19 protein-coding genes and 2 pseudogenes are annotated in these 21585 nt (G+C 48.0%); 14 read left to right on the forward strand and 7 right to left on the reverse strand.

Annotated elements, in window-relative coordinates:
- The first annotated feature begins 51 nt into the window (after nucleotides 1-51).
- Nucleotides 52-1127, forward strand: a protein-coding gene (locus NFHSH190041_RS07295) for an IS3 family transposase (protein ID WP_261924592.1) whose coding sequence is annotated in 2 segments (ribosomal slippage) — nucleotides 52-304 and nucleotides 304-1127 — 1077 coding nt in all. Because the reading frame shifts where the segments join, the coding sequence is not laid out codon by codon here.
- 90 nt (nucleotides 1128-1217) lie between these two features.
- Here NFHSH190041_RS07295 and NFHSH190041_RS07300 read toward each other — a convergent pair.
- The 6 genes and pseudogenes from NFHSH190041_RS07300 to NFHSH190041_RS07325 form a co-directional block, all read right to left on the reverse strand.
- Complete coding sequence (locus NFHSH190041_RS07300; RefSeq protein ID WP_261921918.1) at nucleotides 1218-2189, reverse strand: IS481 family transposase; 972 nt, start codon at nucleotides 2187-2189, stop codon at nucleotides 1218-1220.
- Nucleotides 2152-2958: an IS30 family transposase gene (locus NFHSH190041_RS07305; protein WP_261924593.1), complete on the reverse strand. Its 807-nt coding sequence runs from the start codon at nucleotides 2956-2958 to the stop codon at nucleotides 2152-2154. The genes NFHSH190041_RS07300 and NFHSH190041_RS07305 overlap by 38 nt, the downstream gene beginning before the upstream one ends.
- 106 nt (nucleotides 2959-3064) lie before the next feature.
- Nucleotides 3065-3409: pseudogene (locus NFHSH190041_RS07310) on the reverse strand (transposase); the annotation flags it as partial.
- Nucleotides 3410-3464: 55 nt separating this feature from the next.
- Nucleotides 3465-3957, reverse strand: a pseudogene (locus tag NFHSH190041_RS07315) (efflux RND transporter permease subunit); the annotation flags it as partial.
- 9 nt (nucleotides 3958-3966) lie between these two features.
- Nucleotides 3967-5064 (reverse strand): efflux RND transporter periplasmic adaptor subunit, encoded by a 1098-nt coding sequence (locus tag NFHSH190041_RS07320; RefSeq protein WP_261924594.1) that lies wholly within the window; start codon nucleotides 5062-5064, stop codon nucleotides 3967-3969.
- Between the two features lie 318 nt (nucleotides 5065-5382).
- Nucleotides 5383-6672: a citrate synthase gene (locus tag NFHSH190041_RS07325; protein ID WP_261924595.1), complete on the reverse strand. Its 1290-nt coding sequence runs from the start codon at nucleotides 6670-6672 to the stop codon at nucleotides 5383-5385.
- A 433-nt stretch (nucleotides 6673-7105) separates the two neighbouring features.
- On the opposite strand from NFHSH190041_RS07325, the gene sdhC reads away from it, so the two are divergent.
- The 10 genes from sdhC to rnk all read left to right on the forward strand — a co-directional run bounded on the left by sdhC (nucleotide 7106) and on the right by rnk (nucleotide 18189).
- Nucleotides 7106-7480: a succinate dehydrogenase, cytochrome b556 subunit gene (sdhC, locus tag NFHSH190041_RS07330; protein ID WP_410010856.1), complete on the forward strand. Its 375-nt coding sequence runs from the start codon at nucleotides 7106-7108 to the stop codon at nucleotides 7478-7480.
- Nucleotides 7474-7821, forward strand: a complete 348-nt coding sequence (gene sdhD / locus NFHSH190041_RS07335) for a succinate dehydrogenase, hydrophobic membrane anchor protein (RefSeq protein ID WP_261924597.1) — start codon at nucleotides 7474-7476, stop codon at nucleotides 7819-7821. Before sdhC ends, sdhD begins: the two co-directional genes overlap by 7 nt.
- A complete protein-coding gene (gene sdhA / locus NFHSH190041_RS07340) occupies nucleotides 7822-9588 on the forward strand; it encodes a succinate dehydrogenase flavoprotein subunit (RefSeq protein ID WP_261924598.1) in 1767 nt (588 codons plus the stop codon).
- 13 nt (nucleotides 9589-9601) lie between these two features.
- Nucleotides 9602-10309 carry a succinate dehydrogenase iron-sulfur subunit gene (locus NFHSH190041_RS07345; protein ID WP_261924599.1) on the forward strand — a complete coding sequence of 236 codons (708 nt, stop codon included), beginning with the start codon at nucleotides 9602-9604 and terminating at the stop codon, nucleotides 10307-10309.
- A 188-nt stretch (nucleotides 10310-10497) separates the two neighbouring features.
- Nucleotides 10498-13317, forward strand: a complete 2820-nt coding sequence (gene sucA / locus NFHSH190041_RS07350) for a 2-oxoglutarate dehydrogenase E1 component (RefSeq protein ID WP_261924600.1) — start codon at nucleotides 10498-10500, stop codon at nucleotides 13315-13317.
- Nucleotides 13318-13346: 29 nt separating this feature from the next.
- Entirely contained in the window at nucleotides 13347-14540 is a 1194-nt protein-coding gene (gene odhB, locus NFHSH190041_RS07355; protein WP_261924601.1) for a 2-oxoglutarate dehydrogenase complex dihydrolipoyllysine-residue succinyltransferase, read from the forward strand.
- A 98-nt stretch (nucleotides 14541-14638) separates the two neighbouring features.
- Complete coding sequence (gene sucC / locus NFHSH190041_RS07360; RefSeq protein WP_261924602.1) at nucleotides 14639-15805, forward strand: ADP-forming succinate--CoA ligase subunit beta; 1167 nt, start codon at nucleotides 14639-14641, stop codon at nucleotides 15803-15805.
- A complete protein-coding gene (gene sucD, locus NFHSH190041_RS07365) occupies nucleotides 15805-16677 on the forward strand; it encodes a succinate--CoA ligase subunit alpha (protein WP_261924603.1) in 873 nt (290 codons plus the stop codon). Before sucC ends, sucD begins: the two co-directional genes overlap by 1 nt.
- A gap of 54 nt (nucleotides 16678-16731) precedes the next feature.
- Entirely contained in the window at nucleotides 16732-17637 is a 906-nt protein-coding gene (locus NFHSH190041_RS07370) for an AEC family transporter (protein ID WP_261924604.1), read from the forward strand.
- A gap of 147 nt (nucleotides 17638-17784) precedes the next feature.
- Nucleotides 17785-18189: a nucleoside diphosphate kinase regulator gene (gene rnk / locus NFHSH190041_RS07375; RefSeq protein WP_261924605.1), complete on the forward strand. Its 405-nt coding sequence runs from the start codon at nucleotides 17785-17787 to the stop codon at nucleotides 18187-18189.
- A gap of 127 nt (nucleotides 18190-18316) precedes the next feature.
- Here rnk and fur read toward each other — a convergent pair whose 3' ends face one another.
- Entirely contained in the window at nucleotides 18317-18748 is a 432-nt protein-coding gene (fur, locus tag NFHSH190041_RS07380; protein WP_261924606.1) for a ferric iron uptake transcriptional regulator, read from the reverse strand.
- Nucleotides 18749-18993: 245 nt separating this feature from the next.
- Between fur and cobB the strand changes: the two genes are divergently transcribed.
- The 3 genes from cobB (at nucleotide 18994) to NFHSH190041_RS07395 (ending at nucleotide 21543) form a co-directional block, all read left to right on the forward strand.
- A complete protein-coding gene (cobB, locus tag NFHSH190041_RS07385) occupies nucleotides 18994-19710 on the forward strand; it encodes a Sir2 family NAD+-dependent deacetylase (protein WP_261924607.1) in 717 nt (238 codons plus the stop codon).
- The gene (locus NFHSH190041_RS07390) at nucleotides 19704-20165 is read left to right on the forward strand and encodes an AAA family ATPase (RefSeq protein WP_261924608.1); all 462 of its coding nucleotides are present in this window, start codon (nucleotides 19704-19706) and stop codon (nucleotides 20163-20165) included. Before cobB ends, NFHSH190041_RS07390 begins: the two co-directional genes overlap by 7 nt.
- Nucleotides 20166-20331: 166 nt before the next feature.
- The gene (locus NFHSH190041_RS07395; RefSeq protein WP_261924609.1) at nucleotides 20332-21543 is read left to right on the forward strand and encodes a conjugal transfer protein TraF; all 1212 of its coding nucleotides are present in this window, start codon (nucleotides 20332-20334) and stop codon (nucleotides 21541-21543) included.
- Nucleotides 21544-21585: the final 42 nt, after the last annotated feature.

The following is a 21585-nucleotide window of genomic DNA, read 5'->3' on the forward strand; positions in this document are numbered from 1 at the left end:
ACAGCAGCCAAAAGTAGAATTTTCTCGTCAGGTAAACGCAGGAGATTCGACATGAAAACATCGCGATACACGGACAGTCAGATAATCAACATCCTCAAGCAAGCTGAAGCAGGAGCGCCCGTTCCAGAACTTTGTCGTGAGCATGGCATGAGTAGTGCGACCTTTTACAAATGGCGGGCAAAATACGGTGGGATGGATGCGTCACTCATGGCGCGAATGAAAGAGCTTGAAGACGAAAACCGACGGCTCAAGAAAATGTATGCTGAAGAACGCCTCAAAGCCGAAATCATTCAGGAAGCCATGGCAAAAAAGTGGTGAAGCCCAATGAGCGACGCGTGCTTTCTCAGCAGTCTGTGGCGGCTTCAGCTATCAGTATTCGAATGGCATGTCGCATTTTCAGCGTCAGTGAGACTTGCTACCGCTACCAATCAGTCCTGCGAGACGAAAATGCAGACATTGCCAATTGGCTTATCCAGCTAACGACAGATGAAAATGACTGGGGCTTTGGTCTGTGCTTTGATTACCTGCGCAATGTGAAGGGTAAGACATGGAACCACAAACGTGTATACCGTATTTATTGCGAGCTAGCGTTAAACCTGCGTATTCGTCCTAAACGACGGCTAAAACGCCATGCTCCAGAGCCGTTAAAAGAACCCGTGCGGCCGAATCAAGTATGGTCCGTCGATTTCATGCATGACCAGTTGGCTGATGGTCGCAGCTACCGTTTATTTAATGTGATTGATGATTATCATCGTGAAGGCTTGGCGATTGAAGCGGGACTGTCACTGCCAGCACTAAGGGTTATCCGAACTCTTAATCAACTCTTGGAACAACGCCCTAAACCTTCCATTATCCGTTGTGATAATGGGCCTGAATTCATTAGCGGTGAGTTTGTTAATTGGGCCAAGCAACATAACATTCGGATTGAATATATTCAGCCAGGTAAACCTCAGCAGAACGCCTATATCGAGCGACACAACAAAACGATTCGATACAGTTGGGTGAGCAAGCATCTATTCGATTCAATTGAGGAGGTACAAGACTATGCGACAAAGTGGCTATGGTTTTACAATCATGAACGACCACACAAAGCCAATAGTGGCAGGCCATCACTGATGGCGGCTTAACCTCTACTTTTAACAGCGGTTAAAAAAGGGAGGACTACCCCATGATGAGTATGGGTTGGCGAAATAGATATCTACCTTCAGTTGTGTGATTCATAGAGATCGTTTCAATCTTCTCAGCTCCAATTCAAGCCTGTAGTTTTGTTCTTGAAGGGGTTCTTTTGCTGGTTCATAAAGCTCCTGAACCTCTTCAGAATAAGGCGTTTGCTCAGCCATTTCGAAGTATCGCTCCATGGGTGTTTTCCCATGGTGTGCGCTATGAGGCCTCTCCCAGTTGTAGTAATGCTGCCACTCAGCAAGCAGGTTATCTAAATCGTCTGATGCTAACTCTACCGTTGCATAAAACTCAGCTTTATCCGTTTTCTGCGAGCGCTCTACTTTGCCATTTAGGTGAGGTGAAGCAGGTTTATTTGGTCTGAATTTGATTCCATGGATCTTCAATTTCTCTTGGACTTTAAAGGCAAAGAACTCGCGGCCACGATCTGTTTGAATACGCTGAATTGGAAATGGCATTTCATCAATAACGCAATCAATGAAATCCAGTGTGTTAGCAGCAGTTCTGCGGCTATACAGCCTTAAAACCCTATAGCGGGTGCAATCGTCAATCGAGGTGTATTGATAGAGATTCGGCCCTATCTTGCAGGTATCCATTTGTATTCTATCGCCAGGAACTGGGCGAACATACCTGATGTAATCTGGTTTCTTACGATAGGTAACAACAGGCTTTACCTCATTCCGCGTCAAAATCTTATGAATAGTTGCAATTCCAAGAGAGAGCCCATGTAGGCGGCCAAGTTCACTTTGAATACGCCTAGCTCCAAGGTTTCGAGAGCATCGCAAAGATAAAATTAACTGCTCTTCTGTCTCACCAACCTTGGTTGAAGGTGAACTCTTAGGACGTCTGCTTTGACTGACCAGACCATCTACACTGTCTTTCTGATAACGCTGCCACCATTTTCTTAAGGTAGGTCTGGATATGCCACAACGACGACAGACCAAGCCCGCATCACGGGTCTCTTCGTATAGCTTAATCCACTGTAAACGCTGTTGTATTTCTCTGTTCATAGACACTCATTATATTGAAATGATGTCTATGAATCACACACTTCAGTGCTTGTGCAACCTTTTGATGGTCACAGAACTCGCTGCCATTGTCCGCTGTGATAGTGTGAACGTGACTGCGATACCGCCAAAGCATGCCTATCATGGCTCGGCTCACATCGGCTGCGCTTTTGGCGGGCACTTTACGGATTAGATACAGTTTGCTTTTGCGTTCAACCAAACTGACTATAGCGCCAGTGCCTTGTTTTCCCAACACCGTATCGGCTTCCCAATCACCTAATCGTGCTTTTTCGTCGACAACTGCCGGCCGGTGTTCAATACCTATGCGATTTGGAATGATAACCCGTTTCGCACGACAGCCTTTGCGGTATTTACGATGACCGCGTCTCAGCGCTTTATAGAGCTTTCCGCCACGCTGCTTGTCCTGCTGAACAAAGCCATAAATCCATGCATGACTGACAGGGTAACCGATAAGTTGACCTACGCCCGCGATTTGTTCTGGACTCCACTTTTGCTTCAGTCCGAACTCAACGAAAGTGACGGTCGTTACAGACACTCGATTTTTGGCAGCCTGGCAGCGGCGCTTAACTGTCTTGGCCTGTGCAACTTCAGGCAAATAATGATTGTCACGAATACGGTTACGACGAACCTCTCTACTCACCGTGCTGTGGCTCACTTTTAAGCGTTTGCCGATTGCTCGATAGCTGAAGCCCTCGCGTAGGTAGGCTTCGATCTGGTATCGTTGCCCTTCGATCAACTGCTTGTAACTCATGGTAATGACTTCTATTTGTTTGGCGACGATAGAGTACCACCTACAGGCAGTTGATCTCTTCTTACCGTTTAACCATGAGTGGTGCACTTATTATCTGAATTCAAGCCTGATAGCTGGTTCCTAAAGAGAACAGCGCAATGATTTTCCGCTCCATCTCATCAGTGAGATAAGTCTGATAGTTTTTCACTCACTGAGGCTCAAAACTGCCATCGCGGTCACGGGGCGTGTGCAGCTGAAAACGGCCAGTCCCCGTTTTAACCTGCTTGGTAGTCGTTCCATTTTTGCGATTATCGGGCTGTTTATCTTGAAGATGCTGGTCTAATTCTACGTTAAGAGCAGCTTCAGTAAGTTGTTTGATAAGCGGGGTTAAAATACCGTCTTTACCGTTCAAATCTTTCCCCGCACGTAATGCCTCAATAGCAGCGTCCATATCAAAAGTAGGTTTGGTCATTTGAATATCCTTTTGGATTAATTTTAATCAAATGACATAGAATTATGAACACTACCAGCGTTTCCAATTGGCGTTTAAGTTCCTCTTCAGCATAAGTGCGCAAGCGTTTCAGGGCTGCGGTATCTGCTTGGAGCTGGGATAATGGGATCCAGGTTGGGGTTAAAGCGCAGTAAGAGTGGTGGCTCAATATCTAATGGCAGCATGAGGATATCTAATTTCTCCCGCACATCCAGTGCGGCCATATCCATATCGGTTCCCCATTCAAACTCCAGCATGACATCCGACATCCCGGCGCGGGATATAGAGGATAGTTTGCGCAAGCCTTTGACAATGCCGACTGCTTCTTCCACAGGTTTAGAGACTAACTGTTCGATTTCAATTGGTGCCGCGCCCGAGTAAAGGGTGCGGATGGTGAGGGTCGGGTAGCTGAGATCCGGCAGTAATTTGATGGCCAGACGGGAAAAGCTGACCATACCGAATAACATAATGGCCAGCATCATCATCCAGACGGCAACGGGGCGTTTTACCGCAGTGTTAATCAATGTCATCGCAGCCCCCTATTGTGCTTCAGGGCGGGGAGCTGCCGCGGTGCGGCTTTGATCCGGGTGATTAATAATATCAACCAGAGCATCATCTTTGAGATTTTGCTGCCCCCGGATCACCAGGTTTTCTCCGGCGCTGAGTCCTGAAACAATTTCCACCTGATCGCCGTCGCGAAAGCCCAGTTTGACATCGCGCCTTGCCGCGCTGCTGTTATCCACCACAAAGAGGCTCTGGCGATCATCCCGACTCAGTACCGCACTGTAAGGGACAGTAATAACGTCTGTGCGTGTGCCATAGCGCAAAGAGACGTTGGCAAACATGCCTGCTTTAAGTGTCTGTTGTGGGTTTGGGATGGATAAGGTGACTTTAAATGTGCCGCTATCAGGCTCAACCACTGGGCTGATGCGCAGGACTTTCGCTTTGACGGCCAGTTGGGGATTAAGACTGGTGTAAATAGTGGCATATTGCCCTTGGGTCAGATGTGATAATTGTTGCTCTGGGAGGTGTACAATGCCGTGTAGTTCACTTTGATCGACAATATCAAATAAGGGATCAAAAGGTTGGGCCATATTGCCGGCTTTAACATGACGTGTTGCTAAGGTGCCACTAATGGGCGCGATAATACGGCTTTCCTTCACTTTCAGTGCACTGAGATCCCGCTTCGCTTTGGCCGCTTTGAGTCGAAACTCCAGTTTGGCCAGTTGTTCGGCGCTGACAAAATCCCGGTTGGTGATGTTTTTTAACCGCTCAAGCTCCTGCTCGATAATAGCGACTTCCGCTTTGGCGGCCGTGAGCGTCAGTTGCTCTTGGCGAGCATCAATGTCTGCCAGTAGATCGCCTTTTTCTACCCGCATGCCTTCTTCGACATAGATGTGATTAATCAGTCCTGCGGTGCGACTGACAACGCTTGCTTCTGTTGGGGCTTCTAAGGTTGCGGTTGTATGGTAGTAGGATGAAATATCTCCCCGTTGCACTTTTGCTGTTTCAACGGCAATGGCGTAGGGCGCCTCAGGTGCAGCAGTTTGCTCTTGCTGGCAGGCGGCTAATAACGTTAATGAACACACTGGCAGTAAGCGTTTAGCGAAGCGGTGATAACATCCTGTTAAAAACATAAATTTCCCTATTAAGTCACGATAACTTTTTATTTGTTGCTTTAGTAAGCAGAAAGTGTGCCAAATAAAAAATGCTTTAAATACAAACTATTACTTTAGTCGTGGTGGTGATTACTATTTCGATTGTTGGTAACTTGCTAAATTTTAACAAAATTAACAATAAAATGGTCATAAACCTAATGGGGAAAACATCTAAAGGTGGATGAATAGTGTTTCGGTTAGGGGGAATTGCCAGTTGGCTTGTGTTATGGATAAACCAAGGTAATGAAAAAGCGCCATTTGGCGCTTTTTCATTTAGTGGGGAGTGAAATCAGCAGGTTATTCCCGTTCGTTCAGGGGGATAAAATCCCGGGTATCTTTACCGGTATATAACTGACGAGGGCGACTGATTTTATGATCGGGTTGATCCAGCATCTCTTTCCAGTGAGCAATCCAGCCTGATGTGCGCGCTAAGGCGAAAATGACGGTGAACATGCTGGTCGGGATACCGATAGCTTTCATGATGATGCCAGAGTAAAAATCGACATTAGGGTAGAGTTTTTTGTCGATAAAGTAGGGATCTTCCAGTGCGATGCGTTCCAGCTCCATCGCCACATCCAGCAGAGGATCATTGATTTTCAGTTCATCGAGCACTTCATGACAGGTTTCGCGCATCACTTTAGCTCTTGGGTCAAAATTCTTGTAAACCCGGTGGCCAAAGCCCATCAGTCGGAATGGATCATCTTTGTCTTTGGCGCGGTCGATAAATTCCGGGATCCGGTCAACAGAACCGATTTGTTCCAGCATATTCAGGCAGGCTTCATTCGCGCCGCCGTGGGCCGGTCCCCACAATGAAGCGATCCCTGCTGCAATGCAGGCAAAGGGGTTGGCACCAGATGAACCTGCTAGCCGAACAGTTGAGGTGGAGGCATTTTGTTCGTGATCTGCATGCAGTACAAAAATCCGATCCATTGCCCGCTCAATAATTGGATTGAGCTGATAGTCTTCGCTAGGCACTGCAAACATCATTTGCAGGAAATTACCGGCATAGCTCAGTTCATTGCGGGGATAGACGAAAGGCTGACCAATTGAGTACTTGTAACACATCGCAGCAATGGTCGGCATTTTAGAGACCAAGCGAAAGGCTGCAGTTCGGCGATGTTTGGGATCTTTTACATCCAGCGAGTCCTGATAAAAAGCAGACAAAGCACCGGTTACGCCACAGAGCATGGCCATCGGATGAGCATCACGGCGGAATCCACGGAAGAAAAATGCCAGTTGCTCGTGCACCATGGTATGGTTTTTAACAGTTTGCACAAATTCCCGGTACTGGGACTGATTCGGCAACTCGCCATAAAACAGTAGATAGCATAAATCCAGGTAGCTGGATGACTCAGCAAGCTGATCAATCGGGTAACCCCGGTGTAACAACACCCCTTGATCACCGTCGATGTAGGTGATGGCAGACTCACAGGATGCTGTTGCCAGGAAGCCAGGGTCAAAGGTGAAGTACCCTTTTTGACCTAACTTGCTGATATCAATCACATCATGACCTGCAGTTCCTTGTAGTACAGGAAGTTCAATTGCATCGTTTTCAGGCAATTCCAATTTGGCTTTTCTGTCAGCCATACCCAGTTCTCCTTACTTCATTCTCATGTGAGTGCGGCATATCAAACCCGCCATACTTTACAGGTAACGCAGATCACATTTCAATTTAAATGAGTGTTTAAATTTGTTATACCTTTTAATGTAATTTTTGAATTAGATTGCAAGTTTCTTGTTGTGATACACATATTTTCAAAATAAAACAAAATTTCGATAATGTGATGTTTGTATTTGACATTTACGCTCTGTATACTTTTCTCGCCTATTTACGGCCGCAAACAGCATCATTTGAATATCATTTTTTTTACAATCAAATAAGTGAGTTTTTAACTGGTAAACCGTTTGTTTAATATTGTCGTATATAGAGTCTGTGTAAGTGACTTGTGTCATGAAACAGCGTTTTAGTAACGATTCATATAACAAAAACAGTGCTCAATGGAGCTGAGTGAGCAGAAACGTGAAAAAGCAAAGACCTGTCCATCTCGATTTGCAGACAATTCGTTTCCCCGCGACTGCAATCGCTTCCATCCTTCACCGAATTTCCGGCGTTATCATGCTTTTTGCCATTGGCATTCTGCTCTGGTTGCTCAACACTTCGTTGTCATCCAGTGACGGGTTTGCTGAGGTAATCGCTATGATGCAGGCCCCCATCGTTAAATTGATGCTGTGGGGTATTTTGACTGCGCTGGGTTATCACTTGCTGGCAGGAATACGCCATTTAGTGATGGAGTTAGGGGAAGGTGAAGAATTGTCCGCCGGTTTGATGTCCGCCAAGTTGACATTTGTGCTGGCCATTCTGTTATCCATCATTGCGGGGTTCTGGCTATGGTAACCAATGCAGCAAGTTTCGGACGCAGTGGTGTCCATGATTTTATTCTTATCCGTGCCAGTGCTGTGGTTCTGGCTTCCTATGTGATTTTCCTCGTGGCTTATATCGCGCTGAATGCTCCATTGAGCTTTGTCTCTTGGCAGGGGTTATTTGCTGCGCTGCCGATGAAAATTTATACCCTGGTGACCCTGATTGCACTGCTTATCCATACATGGATTGGTGTGTGGCAGGTGCTAACCGATTACATCAAGCACACTGCCTTGCGTGGTCTGCTGCAATTTGCCTTTGTTGTTGCGGCGTTTAGCTATCTTGCCGCCGGTTTAATTATTGTATGGGGTGTTTAAGTGACTATTCCAGTTCGCGAATTTGATGCCGTGGTGATCGGTGCCGGTGGTGCTGGTATGCGTGCGGCGCTACAGATCTCTAAAGAGGGCAAAAGCTGTGCCCTGTTGTCTAAAGTGTTTCCCACTCGTTCCCATACTGTGTCAGCCCAGGGGGGGATCACGGTTGCGCTGGGTAATGCCCATGAGGATAACTGGGAATACCATATGTACGACACGGTGAAAGGTTCTGATTTTATTGGCGACCAAGACGCTATTGAATATATGTGTCAAACCGGTCCGGAAGCCATTATTGAGTTGGAGCGCATGGGGTTGCCATTTTCTCGTTTTGACAATGGCACTATTTATCAGCGTCCCTTTGGGGGACAGTCGAAAAATTTTGGTGGCGAGCAGGCAGCTCGCACGGCAGCAGCTGCGGATCGAACCGGGCATGCGCTATTGCACTGCCTGTATCAGCAAAATGTTAAAAATAAGACTCAGGTGTTTTCTGAGTGGTATGCCCTGGATTTGGTGAAAAATGCTGATGGCGCCATTGTCGGTTGTACTGCTATCGATATTGAAAGTGGTGAGATTGTTTATTTCAAAGCTAAGGCTACTGTGCTGGCGACTGGTGGGGCTGGGCGAATTTATGCTTCCACTACCAATGCCCATATTAATACCGGTGACGGTGTTGGCATGGCAGCCCGGGCTGGCGTGCAACTACAAGATATGGAAATGTGGCAGTTTCACCCAACAGGTATTGCCGGTGCCGGAGTATTGGTAACCGAAGGGTGCCGTGGTGAAGGTGGCTACTTGCTGAACAAGGATGGTGAGCGCTTTATGGAGCGTTATGCCCCTAATGCCAAGGATTTAGCTTCTCGCGATGTGGTAGCTCGCTCAATGATGACGGAAATCCGTGAAGGGCGAGGTTGTGAAGGCCCCATGGGACCGCATCTTAAACTTAAGTTGGATCACCTCGGCAAGGAAACCCTAGAAGCTAGGCTGCCCGGGGTGTGTGAGTTATCACGTACTTTTGCCCATATTGATCCGGCAGATGGGCCGATTCCGGTTATTCCAACCTGCCATTATATGATGGGAGGTCTACCGGCGAAGATTAGCGGTCAGGTGATCCACCGTAATGAGGATGGCAGTGAAACCGATATCATCGGCTTGTTTGCTGTTGGTGAAATTGCCTGTGTGTCGGTGCACGGCGCTAACCGATTAGGCGGTAACTCCTTGCTGGACTTAGTGGTATTTGGTCGTGCAGCTGGTCAGCATCTTGGACAGGCGTTGGATGAAACGCCGGATCCTCAGCCTGCCAGTGAGGCGGAGATTGAGCAGTCTCTGTCCCGACTCAAACGATGGGAAAGTAATCAAGACGGTGAAGACCCCGCCGTGATTCGAAAAGATTTGCAGATGTGTATGCAATTGAATTTCTCGGTATTTCGCAGTGGTGAGCCAATGAAAGAGGGCCTTGCTGAACTGCAGCAAATTCGTGAGCGGTTACATAATGCAAAATTGTCTGATAATTCGCGAGAATTTAATACGCAGCGGATTGAATGCTTGGAGCTGGATAATCTGATGGCTACCGCTATTGCCACTGCTTACGCGGCTAACTTCCGCACAGAAAGTCGCGGCGCCCACTCCCGAGAAGATTTCCCCGAGCGGGATGATGAACAGTGGTTATGTCACTCGTTATTTGACCCGGTTACCGAGCAGATGAGCCGCCGTGAAGTGAATATGGCGCCAAAAACTCGGGAAGCATTCCCGCCCAAGAAACGGACTTACTAAGGAGGAGACGATAATGAAACTGCAATTTTCTCTCTATCGTTATAATCCCGATGTGGATACTAAGCCCAGAATGCAGGATTACAGTCTGGATGTGGCTGATGGCACAGACATGATGGTACTTGATGCGCTGTTATTGCTAAAAGAGCAAGATCCCACCTTAGCGTTCCGCCGTTCCTGCCGTGAAGGTGTATGTGGCAGTGATGGCATGAATATCAATGGTAAAAATGGTTTAGCCTGTATCACCCCAATCTCTGCACTCAAGGGCAATAAGGTGGTGATTCGTCCCCTGCCGGGGATGCCGGTGGTACGAGATTTAGTGGTCGATCTGTCACAATTTTATCAGCAATACGAAAAAATTAAGCCTTACCTGATTAACGATGGAAAAACCCCTGCGCGGGAAAATCTGCAGTCACCGGAAGAGCGGGCTCATTTAGACGGGTTATATGAGTGCATTATGTGCGCCTGTTGCTCCACTGCTTGCCCGTCATTTTGGTGGAATCCGGATAAATTCATCGGCCCAAGTGGGCTGTTGCATGCTTATCGCTTTTTGATTGATAGCCGGGATACGGCAACTGAGCAGCGGCTTGATGAGTTAGATGATGCCTACAGTGTGTTCCGCTGTCACAGTATCATGAACTGTGTGGATGTTTGCCCCAAAGGGCTTAATCCGACTAAGGCGATTGGCCACATCAGATCCATGTTGCTAAACCGGGCGGTGTAGATGCAAGATACTGAACAACAACTTATAATTGATTAGCTCGTCGGGAGTCACTTTCCACTTCGGTGGATGGTGACTCTTTTGTGTCAGGGATGATGGCAGGCCGCAATGCTGGAGTTGAGGCGCGGCACCAATTTAGTAGTACGCGGGACATCAGTCCGGCGTGTGTATCAAGTTTGAAAGGAATAACAATGCAGCAAGGCACAATGAAAGCCTGGCTCGAATCATCTCACCTCAGCGGTGCAAATTCGACCTATGTGGAAGAGATGTATGAGGCCTATCAGGACGATCCCGCATCAGTCACTGATGACTGGCGGGCAGTGTTTGATAATCTTCCTGCCGTTAATGGGACTCCGGCGGACGTGCCGGAAGCGGCCCATTCCAAAATCCGTGATTATTTTCGCAGCTTAGCATTGGATGGGCGCCGTGGCGGCCACAGTCGGGTGTCTGATCCCGATCTTGATGCTAAACAGGTGAAAGTTCTGCAGTTGATTAATGCCTACCGTTTCCGCGGGCACCAAAATGCTAATTTGGATCCGCTTGGGCTGTGGAAACGTGAGCCGGTTAAAGAGTTAGATCCGGCTTTTCACGGTTTAGACAGCGAAGATTTGGATCAAGAGTTTAATACCGGTTCTTTTGCCCACGGTGGTGAGACCATGAAGTTGGCCAATTTGGTCAGTGCACTTCAGTCCACTTATTGCGGTTCTATTGGTGCGGAATATATGCATATTACCGACACTGAAGAGAAACGTTGGATCCAGCAACAACTGGAGCCGTCATTAGGGCATCAAGGTTTATCCGGTGCGGAAAAGACCCGGATTTTAGAAGGGCTGAATGCCGCTGAGGGGATGGAAAAGTATCTAGGGGCTAAGTTCCCAGGGGCAAAGCGCTTTTCTCTTGAAGGCGGTGACTCTTTGGTGCCTATGTTGCGCGAGATCCTCTATCGCGCCGGTGAAGCGGGCACCAAGGAAATTGTGGTTGGTATGGCGCACCGAGGCCGGCTGAATGTCTTGGTGAATATTCTCGGTAAGCGTCCTGCTGAACTGTTTGCTGAATTTGCCGGTAAGCATAAAGGTGAGTTGGGCTCCGGGGATGTGAAATATCATCAGGGCTTCTCTTCTGATTTTGAAACGCCAGGTGGCAATATCCATCTGGCGTTAGCATTTAACCCCTCCCACTTAGAGATTGTTAATCCTGTGGTGATGGGGTCGGTTCGTGCCCGTCAAGACCGTCGCCAGTGTGATTCGCTGCAAGTGATGCCAATCACCATCCATGGTGATTCAGCCATTGCTGGTCAGGGCATAGTGCAAGAGACATTTAATATGTCGCAGACCCGAGGGTTTAAGGTTGGCGGCAGTATCCGGATTGTGGTGAACAATCAAGTGGGCTTTACCACCTCTCTGCATCAAGATGTCCGTTCGACCGAGTACTGTACTGATATTGCCAAAATGGTGCAGGCACCGATTTTCCACGTCAATGCTGATGATCCTGAAGCGGTTGCTTTTGTGTCGCGTCTGGCGGTTGATTACCGCAATACCTTCCGCCGAGATGTGGTGATTGAGTTGGTTTGTTACCGCCGGCATGGCCATAACGAAGCCGATGAGCCTAGTGCAACTCAGCCGTTGATGTACGCCAAAATCAAAAAGCATCCAACGCCGCGCAAACTCTATGCTGACAAGCTGATTGCTGAGCAAACTCTGGGGCAGGATGATGTGACCGCCATGGTGAATGGTTATCGGGATGCATTGGATAAGGGCGACTGTGTCGTGAAAGAATGGCGGCCAATGACCCTGCATACTGTGGATTGGAGCCCATACCTAGGACATGACTGGGATGTCGCTTATCAGGCAGAGATGCCATTAAGCCGCCTGCTTAATCTGGCTAAAAAGCTGACTGATATTCCAGAAGGGCACAAATTACAGTCCCGGGTTGCGAAAATTTATAAAGACCGTCTGGCGATGGCTAATGGTGAGAAGCCGCTGGATTGGGGGTTTGCCGAAACCCTGGCTTATGCCTCTATTTTGGAAGACCGTCGCCGGGTACGTCTGACAGGACAAGACTCCGGCCGGGGGACGTTCTTCCACCGCCACTCGGTACTGCATAACCAAAATGATGCCACGACTTATCTGCCGCTGCGCCATGTAGCTGACAATCAGGGTGAGATAGACATTATTGACTCTGTGTTGTCAGAAGCTTCCGTGTTGGCTTTTGAATACGGTTATGCCACTGCCGAGCCGGGCGGGCTGACCATTTGGGAAGCTCAGTTTGGTGATTTTGCCAACTGTGCTCAGGTGGTTATTGATCAGTTTGTCTCTTCCGGTGAGCAGAAGTGGGGACGTTTATGTGGTTTAACCCTGTTGTTACCTCATGGTTATGAGGGGCAGGGGCCGGAGCATTCCAGCGCTCGTTTAGAGCGTTTCTTGCAACTGTGTGCAAACCACAATATGCAGGTATGTGTGCCCTCGACTCCAGCTCAGGTTTATCACATGCTGCGCCGTCAAGTGGTTCGCCCTATGCGCCGACCACTGATAGTCATGTCTCCTAAGTCATTGTTGCGTCACCCTATGGCAGTATCCAGTTTGGAAGACTTAGCGCTGGGGCAATTCCAGAATGTGATTGGTGAAGTGGATGAGCTGGACTGCAGTCAGGTCGATAGAGTCGTGCTCTGTAGTGGTAAAGTGTACTTTGAACTGCTGGAAAAGCGGCGGGCTGAGGAATTGCATAATGTTGCCATTATCCGGGTGGAGCAGCTCTATCCTTTCCCCCATGATGAGATGCAAAAACATTTGGCTAAATTCCAGCATGTGACTGATTTTGTCTGGTGCCAAGAAGAGCCTCAGAATCAAGGGGCCTGGTATTGTAGTCAGCACCATTTCTGGGCGGCTATTCCCGCCGGTGCCAGACTGCATTATGCCGGACGTGAAGCCTCTGCGGCTCCTGCCTGTGGTTACCCTGAGCTGCATGCTTTGCAGCAGCAGGAACTGATTAATACTGCGCTGAATATTAAGTAATAGATAATTTATAAAAAGGATAATTATCCATGAGTATCGAAATTAAGGTGCCGGTTCTGCCTGAATCCGTTGCAGATGCGACCATTGCCACTTGGCATGTTCAAGCCGGAGAGGCGGTGTCCCGGGATCAGAACCTGGTCGATATTGAAACCGATAAAGTTGTATTAGAAGTGGTTGCGCCTGAAGATGGTCATATCAGCGAGTTTCTGGCGCAAGAAGGGGATACTGTGCTGGCTGAACAGGTGATTGCGGCTTTTGTTCCTGGTGCTGTTGCGGGTCAAGAGGTCACTAAAGCTGAGGCTGAAGCGGCGACAGCTGTTGCCGTCGAAAGCAATGATGCCTTGAGCCCTTCAGTACGTCGCTTGATCGCTGAGCATAGCCTTGATGCGGCCAAGATCACGGGGACTGGGATTGGCGGTCGAATCACCAAGGAAGATGTTGAAGCCTTTATCCGTCAGGCTGATAGCACCGTACCCGCGGCTGAAGCAAAAGTGCCACAGTCTGCTGTGGCGCCTTTAGGGGAGCGCAGTGAAAAACGGGTACCCATGACCCGTTTACGCAAAACAGTTGCTAACCGTTTGCTTGAGGCGAAACACTCTACCGCCATGTTGACCACATTTAATGAAGTCAATATGAAGCCGATTATGGAAATCCGTAAGCGCTATCAAGAAGTGTTTGAGAAGAAACATGGTATCCGTCTGGGCTTTATGTCTTTTTATGTTAAAGCCGTGACAGAAGCGCTGAAACGCTATCCTGAGGTCAATGCGTCGATTGATGGTGATGACATTGTTTATCACAACTATTTTGATGTCAGTATTGCGGTTTCGACCCCGCGAGGGCTGGTCACACCAGTATTGCGTGATACCGATACCATGAGCTTGGCTGATATTGAAAAAGCAGTACGGGATCTGGCGATTAAAGGCCGAGATGGCAAACTGACGGTTGAAGATATGACCGGCGGTAATTTTACTGTAACGAATGGTGGGGTATTTGGCTCGTTAATGTCCACGCCGATTTTGAATCTGCCCCAAAGTGCGATCCTTGGCATGCATGCCATTAAGGATCGGCCGATGGCGGTAAATGGCCAGGTAGAGATTCTGCCGATGATGTACCTGGCACTGTCTTATGACCACCGCATTATCGATGGTCGTGAGTCAGTGGGTTTTCTGGTAACCATTAAAGATTTACTGGAAGATCCGACTCGTCTGTTGCTTGATTTGTAAGCAGTAGACTCAGCCTGCCTCTGACGGGGTGGGCTGTACCTTCGTGATTGGTCGAGGCGGCCAGTTGGAACTGATAAGTAGTATAGGGATATATCATCATGAATTTGCATGAATATCAGGCAAAGTCCCTGTTTGCCGAGTATGGTTTGCCCGTGTCAGAAGGCTACGCCTGTGATACCCCGCAGGAAGCTGTAGAGGCTGCAGGCCGGATTGGCGGTAACATGTGGGTGGTAAAATGCCAGGTCCATGCCGGTGGTCGGGGAAAGGCCGGTGGCGTTAAAGTGACGGGCGACAAGGAAGAGATCAGAGCCTTTGCTGAGCATTGGTTAGGAAGAAATCTCGTAACGTATCAAACAGATGAAGCTGGTCAGCCGGTGGCAAAAATTTTAGTGGAAAGTTGCACTGATATTGCCAGCGAGTTGTATCTGGGCGCCGTGGTTGATCGCGGCAGCCGCCGAGTGGTGTTTATGGCATCCACAGAGGGTGGCGTCGAAATTGAAAAGGTGGCCGAAGAAACACCAGAGCTTATCCATAAAGCCATGATTGATCCCCTGACAGGGCCTCAGCCTTATCAGGCGCGAGATCTTGGTTTTAAATTGGGGCTTACTCCAACACAAATTAAACAGTTCACCAAGATTTTTATGGGGCTGGCTAATATGTTTATCCAGCATGATTTTGCCCTACTGGAAATTAATCCATTAGTGATCACAGAGAAAGGCGAGCTGCACTGTTTGGATGGCAAAATCAATGTCGACAGCAATGCGCTGTTCCGTCAGCCTAAAATCAAAAATATGCATGATCCATCTCAGGATGATCCCCGTGAAGCCCATGCCGCCCGTTTTGAACTGAACTATGTTGCGCTTGATGGCAATGTGGGCTGTATGGTTAATGGTGCCGGTCTGGCGATGGGCACCATGGATATTGTTAATTTGCATGGCGGTCGTCCGGCAAATTTCCTTGATGTTGGCGGTGGTGCGACGAAAGAGCGGGTGGCAGAAGCCTTTAAGATTATTCTGTCCGATGACAATGTTAAAGCCGTATTGGTAAACATTTTTGGCGGTATTGTTCGCTGTGACATGATTGCGGAAGGCATCATTGGCGCAGTTAAAGAGGTCGGCGTCAATGTGCCGGTAGTCGTGCGTTTGGAAGGCACCAATGCGGAGTTGGGCCGTGAGGTCTTGGCCACGTCCGGGCTGGATATTATTGCTGCGACCAGTCTGACTGATGCAGCACAGCAAGTTGTAAACGCTGCGGAGGGAAAATAATGTCCGTTTTAGTCAATAAAGAGACCAAGGTGATCTGTCAGGGCTTTACCGGCGGACAGGGAACATTTCACTCCGAGCAGGCAATTGCCTATGGTACGCGCATGGTCGGTGGGGTATCTCCGGGCAAAGGTGGCCAGATGCACCTAGGGTTGCCGGTATTTAACACAGTAAAAGATGCCGTGGACGTGACTGGCGCGACCGCCAGTGTGATTTATGTGCCAGCGCCTTTTTGCAAAGATGCCATTTTGGAAGCCATTGATGCTGGTATTGAACTGATTGTGTGTATCACTGAAGGCATTCCGACTTTGGATATGCTTGAAGTGAAAGTTAAACTGGAGCAAACCGGTGTACGGATGATTGGTCCAAATTGTCCTGGGGTGATTACGCCTGGAGAGTGCAAAATCGGTATTATGCCGGGTCATATCCACCGGCCGGGTAAAGTGGGCATTGTGTCTCGTTCCGGGACTTTGACTTATGAAGCGGTTAAACAAACCACAGATGAAGGTTTTGGACAGTCAACCTGTGTCGGCATTGGTGGCGATCCTATCCCGGGGACTAACTTCATTGATGTGTTGGCGATGTTCCAACAGGATCCGGGCACTGAAGCCATTGTGATGATTGGTGAGATTGGTGGCACGGCGGAAGAAGAAGCTGCTGAATACATTAAGCAGCATGTGACTAAGCCGGTTGTGTCTTATATCGCCGGAGTGACAGCGCCAGCCGGTAAGCGAATGGGACATGCTGGTGCCATTATTGCTGGTGGTAAGGGGACTGCGGAAGAGAAGTTTGCTGCCTTGGAGGCTGCTGGCGTCACGACTGTGCGCTCGTTGGCTGATATTGGTCAGGCACTGCGGCAAAAAACAGGCTGGTAATATTCAGCTAATAGCGATAAAGGCGCCGCAGGGCGCCTTTTTTGTGGGGAAATAATGTCGGTTTTTACCCTTATAGCACCATTGCTGCTGGTGGCGTGCTGTGGTTTTGGTTGTAGCCGAAGTGGCTGGTTTTCCCGTGAGCAAATAGATGGGATCAGTCGGTTTGCATTTTCTGTCTCGATTCCACTACTGCTGTTTTCCACTATGTTAACGGTGCCTCTTAAAGAAAGTTTGCGCCTGGAAGTCTTGTTTGCATTTTACCTGCCGGTGATTTCCTTATTTTGGCTGATGGCATTTGCAGCAGCTTGGTGGCTGAAACGCCCCGTGTCTGAATGTGCCGCACTAGGTTTGGGGAGCTGTTATTCCAATACCTTGCTGGTGGGGTTACCCTTGATTATGGCGGCTTTTGGCCCAGAAAAGCTGGTGACGGTGTTTTTAATTTTGCCGTTTCACAGTGCCGTGTTATTTGGCATGACCTTCGCCCTAAGTGGTGGGCAACGTTGGCAAGGTGTTGCGGTCAGTTTGCTCCGTAATCCGGTGGTTGCCAGTTTGACGTTGGGCATAATAGGTAACCTTATCGGCTTTAAGTTACCAGCATTGTTTGCTCAAGCCGTGGAGATGCTGGCCCAGCCAGCAATTGTTTGCGCGCTATTTGTGCTTGGTGCCAATATGCATTATTACAAGCTGCGGAGCAGTGTTACACCGACATTGGTATTGTCGGTGATTAAACTGTTTCTGTTACCGGCTACGGTTTGTGGTTTGGGCATCGTGCTGGGATTGACGCGAGAAGAGCTGGCGATTACCACCTTGCTAGCAGCCTCCCCCCTGGGGGTGAATGCTTACTTGATCGCTTGTCAGTTAGAGCGGGATATGGCGACCATTGCAGCCACTGTGTTGGTGTCGAGTTGTTTGTCAGTTATCTCATCTGGGATCTGGTTGATGCTTTTGGTTGGTGATTGATTTTTGTTCGGTTTGTGATGTGGCGCAATGTGCAAACTGGCTATTTAAAATGCAGGCGATATGCTGTTTTACTTTGAGCTATATGTTGATTAATTTGTCGCTGTAGCCCCTTGATGAGCATAAGGGGACAGTGCTTAAGGAGGCAGGATGCAGCCTGATATTGTGATATCCAGTCAGGACTTAGCGCGATTAGAGGCATTACTTGAGACCTTGCCACCAGATGGGGCGGGGACATTGGCATTGGAAAATGAACTGGCCCGGGCAGAAGTACTGCCGGTGCAAGCTATGCCTGATAATGTGGTGACCATGAACTCTACTGTCAGTTTCCGCGTATCCGGTAGCGATGAACTCCATACGCTGACATTGGTGTACCCGGGTGATGGGCATGATGGCCATAAAACGGTATCGGTTTTGGCGCCAGTGGGCTCTGCTCTGTTAGGGGTTAAAATTGGCGATCAAATTGCCTGGCCGATGCCGAATAATGCCACTCGACAAGTCACCATTGAAGCTATTCATTACCAGCCTGAGCGGGAAGGCGATTATCATCTGTGAATTTGCAAAGGAGTCATTGCAGGGCAAAATTGGTTGCAGATAAATGCCAGTGTTTATTGTGGTGATAAAAAAACCGGGATAATCCCGGTTTTTTTAGTTAGTCACGCTATCGTGATTCATCAAGTGATTAGTCATCACCGTGAGCGCATTCGTCATTGGTGCAGACACCATACAAATACAGACTATGGTTGGTCAGTTTAATGTTGTGCTTCATTGCAATTTCTTGCTGGCGGCGCTCGATGACTTCGTCACTGAACTCAATTACCTTACCGCAGTTAAGACAAACTAGGTGGTCATGATGGTGTTGGGTAGACAGTTCAAATACGGCTTTACCGCTTTCAAAATGATGACGAGATACAATGCCTGCATCATCAAACTGGTTTAATACCCGGTATACGGTGGCGAGGCCAATTTCTTCACCAATATCCAACAGCTTCTTGTACAGATCTTCTGCACTGATATGTTGGTTTTCCGGTTCCTGCATCAGTTCCAGGATCTTGACTCGTGGCAAGGTAATTTTCAGTCCCGCTTTTTTTAGCGCTTGATTTCCATCTGTCATTGTAAATCTCTTGATAGCAGAACCCGTCGGTTCATTCATATATAGTGCAAATCATTATAGGGGGTCGGTTATAAAACTTAAACCTTTGTGTTTTGTTTGGCTGAGAAATTGTCGGCTATTGGTGAAAATTTGAAAAAATCTAGCAAGATCAAGCACACTTTTAGTAAGGTTATAGCTTCTTTATTGGCCTTTACACCGGACCGAGCCATATTGGCAGATTTGGGTATTGGAACAGGACAAAATCTATGTATCGTCGAATAGTAGTGTTAACCGGTGCTGGTATTTCTGCAGAATCCGGTATTCAGACTTTCAGGGATCAGGATGGTTTGTGGGAACAGCATCATATTGAGGATGTGGCAACCCCGGAAGGGTATGAGCGTAATCCCGAATTGGTGGAAACTTTTTATAACGATAGGCGGGCTCAGTTAGCGCTTGATACCGTGCAGCCTAATGCTGCCCACTTGGCATTAGCCCGTCTGGAGCGGGAGTTTAACGGTGATTGTTTAGTGGTGACTCAAAATATTGATAATCTGCATGAGCGAGCCGGTTCTCATCAACTTATCCATATGCATGGGGAGTTAGCCAAAGGGCGTTGCCCTGGCAGTGGACAAACATTTATGTTGCAAGCGCCTTTTGGACCGGACAATGTTTGTACTTGCTGTTTGCCGGCAGAGCGTTTGCGACCCCATGTGGTGTGGTTTGGCGAAATGCCGTTAGAAATGGAACGAATTTATGATGCGTTGGAGCGCTGCGATCTGTTTTTAGCCATTGGAACTTCGGGCACGGTTTATCCGGCTGCGGGCTTTGTCGAGGTTGCCAATCATTATTCAGCCCATTCCGTGGAAGTGAATTTGGCACCAGCAAGCGGTCAGAGTCAATTTCAATATCATATGACAGGCCGAGCCGGTGAGTTGCTGCCTAAATTGGTGGATAATATTTTGGCCGGTGCTCCGCTGTGGTAAAGCGTGCGTTATTGAAAGAAGCCATTATTTTGCGAGGTTTGCCCGGCAGTGGTAAGTCCCATTGGGCGCAACATTATCTGGCGCAATTACCATCGGAACTGGCAGAACAGATTAAACAATATGGCTATTGCTCGACTGATAATTATTTTATGGCAAATGGGCAATACCGTTTTGATAAACGTCGGTTGAGTGAATATCACCAACGCAATTTAGCCGCGTTTATTCAGGCTATGGCTGATGGGCTCCCACGGGTGATTTGTGATAATACTAATCTTGCGTTGTGGGAGTTTATTGCTTATGAAACAGCCGCTAAGGCGATGGGATATCAGGTTCGGATTGTATTGATTGGCGAGCCTCAGAACCGCGAACACCAAGTCTTATGCGCCAAACGTAATCGCCATGGGGTGTCTTTAACGCAAATCAGCGCTATGGCGCGGCAGTTTGAACCTGGCTGATATTCAAATAAGACAAGTGGTGCGACAAGGCTAAGAGCTGACGTTTTTGTGCGTTAGCTCTTATTTTTGGTATTTTCATGATCGTCATATTAGAGGCCTTTCTGGACGCTGGTATCATTGGCCCGCTTTATAACCTGTTGAAGCAGAATAAAAAATAAACGGAGATATGATGAAACTGAACATACTGACTGGATTGGTTGCCCTTGCTATGAGCTCGGGCGCAGCTGCGGCTGGGCACATTGATGCCCGCAGTGCAGGTATGGCCGGGGTTGGGATCGCCAGTGGTGATTATACCCGAGCAAATCTGAACCCCGCTTTGCTCACTCGTTTTCAAGATAATGATGATTTTTATGTGAAATTAGCAGCGGGTGTCCATGCACGTGATTATCAGGATGCTATTGACCATGTTGATGATGTGCAAAAGCAATTAGATGACTTTCAACATCTTGTTAATAATAGTATCGCGCGGCAGCAGTTTAATCAGACAGAATTAGAAAATGCGGCAGATAATCTGACTCGTAGCCTGAAAAAACTGGACGATATTAAACTTAATGGTGATGCGGGATTAGATCTGGCATTTTATCTGCCCTCTAATACATTAGCTGCAGGATTGAGTATTGGTACGCAAATTTGGGCTAATGGTAATTTTGAATATGATCCAAATGATGAACATCTGATTGAGAATGCGTTGGCGACGGGGCAATTTAACCAAAATGCTATCAAATCTGATGGATTAGTCCGCTCGGTGGCCGTGACTGAAATTGCGCTGAGTTTAGCGACTAAGTTGTCAATTCCAGTTATTGGGCATCTGGCATTGGGCGTCACACCAAAAGCTCAGCGGATGGATAGTTATGCTTATATTGCCACTATGAGTAATTATGAAAATGACGATTTTTTTGAAGATCGTTATATGAGTAATGAAACTGCGTTTAACCTGGATATCGGGCTACATGGTGAGGTGGGACCAGTACAACTAGGGTTGGTTGCCCGTAACTTGATTGAACATGAAATTGTCAATGTCGCTGGGGAGCATTTATCATTAAAGCCGACCGTGACAGCAGGAGCCTCGGTACAATGGCTAGGGATGACCTTGGCTGCGGATGTTGATTTGATTGAAGACAAATCTTTTGTGCTAGAAAACACAAAAGAGATCTTTATGCTACCACGACAGTGGGCCAGAATCGGCGCAGAAGTGGATATCTTTGAACAGGCACAATTGCGGGCTGGCTTTAAAACCGATATGACGGGTAATTATGAAAATCTGTTTACTGTTGGCTTAGGTTTATCGCCTTTCGACTTGTTGACACTGGATCTGGCAGGGCAGTTTGGCCGTAATGATGAACGGGGCGCTGCATTACAGTTGGGCTTTAAGTTCTAACCCTCATGGCTAACGGTTTACCGCAGATGGTGAGTTTGCGGT

The organism is Shewanella sp. NFH-SH190041 (assembly GCF_024363255.1).
Lineage (GTDB): Bacteria > Pseudomonadota > Gammaproteobacteria > Enterobacterales > Shewanellaceae > Shewanella.